The 6,432-nt window shown below is 69.7% G+C and carries 9 protein-coding genes; 5 read left to right on the plus strand and 4 right to left on the minus strand.

Going from position 1 to position 6,432, the window contains the following annotated elements; translation table 11 throughout:
• Positions 1–183: 183 nt before the first annotated feature.
• Genes phaZ through ABD951_RS13215 form a run of 3 tightly spaced genes read right to left on the minus strand, consistent with a single transcriptional unit; the run spans position 184 to position 2,962 of the window.
• Positions 184–999 (minus strand): poly(3-hydroxyalkanoate) depolymerase, encoded by an 816-nt coding sequence (gene phaZ, locus ABD951_RS13205; RefSeq protein ID WP_345345447.1) that lies wholly within the window; start codon positions 997–999, stop codon positions 184–186.
• Complete coding sequence (locus ABD951_RS13210; RefSeq protein ID WP_345345449.1) at positions 996–1,154, minus strand: hypothetical protein; 159 nt, start codon at positions 1,152–1,154, stop codon at positions 996–998. Before ABD951_RS13210 ends, phaZ begins: the two co-directional genes overlap by 4 nt.
• Positions 1,151–2,962, minus strand: a complete 1,812-nt coding sequence (locus tag ABD951_RS13215) for a DUF3556 domain-containing protein (protein WP_345345451.1) — start codon at positions 2,960–2,962, stop codon at positions 1,151–1,153. Before ABD951_RS13215 ends, ABD951_RS13210 begins: the two co-directional genes overlap by 4 nt.
• Positions 2,963–3,372: 410 nt before the next feature.
• On the opposite strand from ABD951_RS13215, the gene ABD951_RS13220 reads away from it, so the two are divergent.
• Genes ABD951_RS13220 through ABD951_RS13230 form a run of 3 tightly spaced genes read left to right on the plus strand, consistent with a single transcriptional unit; the run spans position 3,373 to position 4,871 of the window.
• A complete protein-coding gene (locus ABD951_RS13220; protein ID WP_345345453.1) occupies positions 3,373–4,158 on the plus strand; it encodes an alpha/beta fold hydrolase in 786 nt (261 codons plus the stop codon).
• Positions 4,158–4,454, plus strand: coding sequence for an MGMT family protein (locus ABD951_RS13225; protein WP_345345455.1), 297 nt, complete (start codon positions 4,158–4,160; stop codon positions 4,452–4,454). Before ABD951_RS13220 ends, ABD951_RS13225 begins: the two co-directional genes overlap by 1 nt.
• A gap of 18 nt (positions 4,455–4,472) precedes the next feature.
• The gene (locus tag ABD951_RS13230; protein ID WP_345345457.1) at positions 4,473–4,871 is read left to right on the plus strand and encodes an ACT domain-containing protein; all 399 of its coding nucleotides are present in this window, start codon (positions 4,473–4,475) and stop codon (positions 4,869–4,871) included.
• Here the strand turns inward: ABD951_RS13230 and ABD951_RS13235 are convergent.
• Entirely contained in the window at positions 4,855–5,346 is a 492-nt protein-coding gene (locus ABD951_RS13235; protein WP_345345459.1) for a winged helix-turn-helix transcriptional regulator, read from the minus strand. The genes ABD951_RS13230 and ABD951_RS13235 overlap by 17 nt on opposite strands.
• A 52-nt stretch (positions 5,347–5,398) precedes the next feature.
• Between ABD951_RS13235 and ABD951_RS13240 the strand changes: the two genes are divergently transcribed.
• Together ABD951_RS13240 and ABD951_RS13245 are read left to right on the plus strand one after the other, a co-directional pair.
• Positions 5,399–5,824 (plus strand): PaaI family thioesterase, encoded by a 426-nt coding sequence (locus ABD951_RS13240; protein WP_345345461.1) that lies wholly within the window; start codon positions 5,399–5,401, stop codon positions 5,822–5,824.
• A gap of 262 nt (positions 5,825–6,086) precedes the next feature.
• Positions 6,087–6,432: DUF222 domain-containing protein (locus ABD951_RS13245; protein ID WP_345345463.1), on the plus strand; the 346-nt coding region annotated here is incomplete at its 3' end.

Genomic DNA, 6,432 nt, shown 5'->3' on the forward strand with positions numbered 1-6,432 from the left:
GGTCTGCACACAAGCCTGACGTGCGATGCGCGGGGCGACAACCACCACTTTCCACAGGCGCCCCGAGATGCTGTGACCGGTCACAGCAGGTGCGAGGTCGACGCCGCACCCTGGGGCGGCGTGGGAGGGCACGCCGCCCCGGTCACGGCCTGGACGTCCGCCTCGACGGGGGCGGACCGCCGTTCAGGTCGGCCGCGTCTGCGACGGTGCGCCGAGGAACCCGTCGACGACCGATGCGAGGGCGGGTGCGTTGGTGAGCAGTTCGATGTGTCCACCGCTGTGCAGTTCGAGGGTGGCGTTCGGCAGCAGCCGATGCATGATCCGCGCATTGACGAGCGGGATGAGCGGGTCGTCGGTGCCTGCGACGACGAGCGTCGGCTGCCGAATCACCGGTAGCGCGAACAGGCTGGTCCACGCGGCCCCGGCGAGCAGCTGATAGAGATAGCCACGCCGGGACACGGCCTGGTGCCCGACGATCCGGTCGAGGCCGGGGTCACCGCGCCGGGCGCTGCCCCCGTAGATGGTCGCGGCGTTCGCCGCCAGATGGTCGGGGTCCGCGAATCGGCGCGGCGTGACCATCTTCGCGAGGACGGCGGGTGCGGCGGGCACCATCAGGGCGCCGGTCGCGGTTGCGACCAGGACCAGTCGCCGGCAGCGACGAGGATTCCGGAACGCGAACTGCTGGGCCAGGCCGCCGCCCCAGGAGTAGCCGAGCACGTCGACGGTGCCGTACCCCAGATCGTCGAGCAATCGTCCGAGCATCCGCGCCAGGTACGGAAAGCCGTGCGGCAGAAACGAAGCCGGCGACCCACCCGTACCGGGGACGTCGAACCTGACGACCGTCCGTCCCGGATCGAGGTGCTCGACGACCGGCTCGAGCACCTCGAGGCCCGCCCCGATCCCGTTGCACAGCACCAGCGGTACCGAATCGCCGGGACGAACCCGGACCCGCAACCTGTGCCCGCCGACCGTCACCATGTGCGTCACTTCGCCGGTCATCGGAGCGGGACCACGCAGTCCGCGACCCACTGCGGCTCGGCCGACCGGTCCGTCTCGACGAGCGGGCCGAACACCACGTCGTCGCCGTTCCGGTGCGGTGTGGCCCCTGCGGCCGCGGTGGCCCGGCCGAGTCGTTCGCGCTCGCGCTCGCTCATGCCAGTGCGCCGTGTCCGTGGTCCTGATCGCGGCGGCGGCCGGCGGGTGACGTGCCGGAGAGCGACCAGGTGACCTGGAGCGGGATCGGGCCGTTCGGCAGCCAGGGCTGTTCCTCGACCGCGTCGGCGACCTTCCAGGTTCCGAGTTCGATCACCCCGAGTGCCCCGTCGATCACCTTGTAGTGCTGCACCCCGCTGCCCAGTGCCTCCGATTCGACCCAGGCGATGACGAGCTCTCCCGGCTCGAACCGCGCCTCTCTCTGCACGGCCCGGATCATGTCCACGTCGTGCAGGTGTCCGTCGCCGAAGTTGAACCCGATCAGCGAGTTGCACACGAACTCGGCCTCGCGCACGGTGCGGGTGTCGATGTCGGGCAGCTGGGTGAGCAGCACCGAGAACAGGCCCCGGGCCTGGCTGTGCATGGTCCGCCACGCGGCCGTCTTCTGCAGGGTGATCTCCGCCCACTTCGGCTCGTAGCCGTACTCGACGAACTGGTCGATCTGGTTCTTCGCCGAGCGGGTGACCCGGTTCAGCTTCTCCTCCGCGCCGGGCGCGAAGGCCCACACCGCCGACGCCCAGTTGCCGGCGTACTGCCGCATCGAGGGCAGGAACGAGACCTTGTCCGGACGGACGTTGCCGAGCACCGGGAAGAACAGCAATGCCGCCGCGATGATCAGGGCGAGCCAGGGCGGGCTCATGTCCCAGGGGGCGTACCCGTCCCAGTTCGGGTAGCCGAGGAAGAGGAACACCGTGGTGTAGGCGAACACCACGTTCCACTCCAGCGGCACCGCCAGCGGGAACGTCGAGATGATGAACAGGTGGAACGCCACCATGAACAGCGCGGCGGCGACGGTGACCCACATGTTCGTCGAGACGAACAGAATCAGGGGCGCCACGATCTCCACCACCGTTCCGTTGCCGTGCGCCATGAAGTTCGCCAACCGGGACGGTCGCATGTCACGCGGGAAGTCGCGGTAGTGGGCTCGCTTGACGAACTTCAGCGGCATGGACGGACTGTTGCTGACCATCGGCGGGATGACGTTGGCGAAATGTTTGCCGAACTTGGAGAATCCGGCGCCGACCCAGACCACGACGATGAGCATCTTCAGCGCGATGATCATGTTGACGAACGGCAGAGCGGCGAAGAAGACCAGGGCCGGCAGGTACTGCTCGCCGCGGGCGCCGAGGAAGATTGTCTTGTCCCGCAGTCCGACGAGGACGAGCAGCACGATGGGCGCGAGCAGGAGCGCCGGGTCGACCAGGCCGGAGGTGTTGTCCGGGAGAGCTTGCGACAGTGACGCGCTGTGCACGCCCGGCGCGAGGAGCGGGACCGCGAGGCTCACGAGCAGCGCAACGTAGAGCACGACGTCGAACCGGGTGCGGCGGTCGCCACCGGTCAGCGGCACCCATCTCCACGGCCGCAGCCGAATGGTTCCCGGCCTCGCCCAGAACCGGATCCCGCCGGTCATCGGCGTGATCTTGCCGGCGAGCGGCCCCCACGAGCCCGCGACGCCGACGGCCTCGAGAAGGACGGTCCAGAGGATCACCTTCTGGTAGACGATCGGCTGGTTCCACCACTCGCTGACGTGCCAGAAGGCCGGGAGGCCGGACGTGACCGTCGCGATGACGATGCCTCCGAGCGCGAAGAAGAGGACCAGCTTCACGATGTAGATGGTGTGAACCATTCGCGGAGAACCGAATCCGTTCTCCGCCCAGTCGACGGCGAGAATCCGCATTCGTTCCATGAGCGGCTTCTGCAGAAAGGTGTCCGGATCGACCTTCGGCAGATCCGGCTTGGTGAACCCCATTGTCACGGCCCTCCTCGGGTTGGTTCGGCGATCAGTTGGTTTCGGCGATGATCTGACGCAGCCGCGGCCTGGCGAGACGCACAGCACCGAGGTCGCGAGGACCGCGTCCGGGCTGGTCTTCCGAGCTACCTCGAACACTAGGAACGAGCCCGAACAAGGGCCATATCCTGCGGAAATCAACTTTCGGCGCACCTTTGTGCCCAGAAGACAAGACGACCGGTTCACCGGGGCGGAGGTCGACCGGTATGTGGCCCTGGCAGCGCGGTGGGCCGATCACCGACTCCCCGCTCGACGTCGAGCTCGCTCTGCTGTTGTGTCTCCGACCCGGAGATGCCGCGCGACCCGGTCGCCGGACGACCACTCGACCTCGTGAGCACCAACCCGACCCGGCCGGCCCGCGGTCGGGCAGAATGACTGCCGTGTCCGACCTGAAGATCCATCGTTTCGGTCCCGCCGACGGGGCCCCGGTCCTGGCCCTGCACGGGCTCACCGGGCACGGCGGACGGTGGCGACACCTGGCGGAGGGGTATCTGCCGCAGGTCCGGATGATCGCGCCCGACCTGCGCGGACACGGCCACTCGACGTGGAGCCCGCCCTGGGGCTTCGCCGACCACGTGGACAGCCTCGTCGAGGCCCTCGACGCCGAGACGAGCGAGCCGGTGGTGCTCGTCGGGCACTCGTTCGGCGGTGCGATCGCCGTGCACCTGGCCGCGCGGGCACCGGAGAGGGTGCGGGCGCTGCTGCTGCTCGACCCGGCGATGGGCCTGGAGCCGGGGCGGATGCTCGAGATCGCGGACCTGACCGTGCGCTACCCGGACTACACAGACGCCGCCGAGGCCCGCGCCGAGAAGGTGCACTGCGCATGGGCCGACGTCGCGGCCGAGGTCCTCGACGAGGAGATCGCCGAGCACCTGATCGACGTCGGCGGCGGCCGGGTCGGATGGCGGTACGCGGTGCCCGCGGTGGTGGCGTCGTGGGGTGAGCTGGCGCGGCCCGTGGTGCTGCCGCCGGCGGACCTGCCGACGGTGCTGGTGCAGGCGATGCGGGTGCAGCCGCCGTACGTGACGCCGCAGTTCCGCGCGGCGCTCGACGCGCATCTCGGTGACCGGTTGACCGTGATCGAGATGGACGTCGACCACATGGTCGCCAACTCGCGGCCGGCCGAGGTCGCCGCGCTGATCGAGAAACTGCTCTAGTGGCCGCGACCACCGGCGACCAGGTCGACCGCGTCCGCGAACTGGTCGCGGCGATCCCGACCGGCCGGGTGGCCACCTATGGCGACATCGCCGCCGCGGCCGGGCTCAGCACGCCCCGCACCGTCGGCTGGATCATGCGCACCGACAGTTCCGATCTGCCGTGGCATCGGGTCGTGCCGGCGTCCGGTCGGCCGGCGCCCCATCTCGCCCGGCGGCAGCTGGAGCGGCTCGCCGCCGAGGGCGTCGTCGTCCGCGACGGCCGCGTCGACCTCGCCACGGCCCGGCACCGGTTCTGAGACGGAGGGCCCGAATCCGTGTCCGGCGAACGCGATCTCGACGTCCTGCTCGGTGCGATCAACCCGGCGCTGCGGCCCGGGACGTTCGTGTACGTCAGTGTGTCCGCGGACGCCGCGCGGTCGGTGACCGCAGCCGCGTCCGTCGTCGAGGACGAGGGCGTGAGCATGGTCGTCACGAGAGAGGAAGCGGACGACCGTGATTGGGTCTACGACTTCGAGGCGGCGTGGATCACGCTGCGGGTGCACTCCGCGCTGGACGCGGTCGGCCTGACCGCCGCCGTCAGCGCCGCGCTGGCCGATCACGGCATCAGCTGCAACGTGGTTGCGGGATTCCACCACGACCACCTGCTGGTCCCGGTCGCCGACGCCGAACGCGCGATGGCCACGCTCACCGCCCTCGCTACGCGCCGGGACTGACCTCGCGGTCGGCGCGGAGCGCACGCGCCCCGGGACCCGGCACCCCGACCGTCTCGCGTGCCGTGAGCCCCCGCTCCCCGACCGGCCGTACGACCGCGTGCACGGGCAGACCGGTCGCGCGTTCACGGACCTCGACGCCGGGACCACGCTCGTCGGCGCAGTACCGGTCACCCCATTGCAGCAGCGCGATCATCACGGGCAGCAGATCCATGCCCTTCTCGGTGAGCCGGTACTCGTTGCGGGCGCGGCTGCCCTCCTCCCGGTAGGGCACGGCGCGCAGCACCCCGGCCGCCACCAGCTTCCGGAGACGGTCGGCGAGAACGGATTCGGACATCCCGATGTGCCGGCGCATGTCGTCGAAGCGGCGGACCCCGTTGAACGCCTCGCGGAGGATCACCATCGTCCACTTCTCGCCGATCACGTCGAGGGTGCGCTGCACCGAACAGTTCTCGGTGCTCATCTCCAGCCACTCCATGGCCTTCATCATACAGTTGCTAACTTTCAATTTCGCAGTTAGCGTCGAGTGCATGTCCTCCACCGACTTCACATCCGAACTCCGCTCCCGCCCCGAGAGCGCCTTCGTCGCCGCGGCCGGCCTGATCGTCGACGAGGCCACGGGCACCCGCGTGACCGGGCACATCGAACTCAGCGCCGACCACTTCACTCCGTGGGGCGTGGTGCACGGCGGCGTGTACACCACCGCCGTCGAATCCGCCGCGAGCATCGGAGCCAGCGCCGCCGTCGCCGACCGCGGCCAGTTCGCGGTCGGCGTCCACAACGGCACCGACTTCCTCCGCTCGTCCACCGGCGGCGACCGCGCCCTCGTCGTCGCAGAACCGCTCCAGCAGGGCCGCGTCCAGCAACTGTGGCTGGTGACGATCACCAGCGAGCAGACCGGCAAGACGCTCGCCCGCGGCCAGGTTCGACTGCAGAACGTGCCGCTGCCCGCTTAGCCTCGCACCCGCGACCTGCCCCGTGGCGCCTCGTCGGCGACCGTCCTGACTGCGTCAGCGCCGCGCCCCGACGAGGCACCACCGGCGACGCTGCTGCTCGCCCATGCCCCCTCGCTCCGCGACCATCCGGACAATGCCGCCGAGGTCCGTTTCATCACATTCGTTACTCGTGTTACAGATTCGCCGACCCGGACCCCATGCGGCACGAATGCACCCCGCGAAAGTCCGGACACGAAGGACCCCTCTCGAATATTGTTCGAACATGAGTTCGATCGTAGTGGCGGAGGATCGGGTGAAACACCACCTGGCGGCGCTGCACGACGCCGTCGAGGGGCCGCTCGATGCCCCGTTGACCGGACTCCCCGACGACGACGTCATCGACGTACTGCGGCGGCTGGAAACGACGCTGCGGAAGGCGTCCGCGGTCGGACACCGACTGGTCGTCGAGGTGATGGAGCAGTCGATCCCCGGGAATCTGGCCTGCCGCTCGATCACCGACTTCCTCACCCAGACCCTGCGGATCTCCGGCGCCGACGCCGCCCGCCGGGTCAGGGGCGCAACGAAGGTCGGGACCTGGCACACCCCCACCGGCGTCGATCTCGACCCGG

Source organism: Rhodococcus olei, assembly GCF_039540555.1.
Classification (GTDB): Bacteria; Actinomycetota; Actinomycetes; order Mycobacteriales; family Mycobacteriaceae; genus Rhodococcus_G; species Rhodococcus_G olei.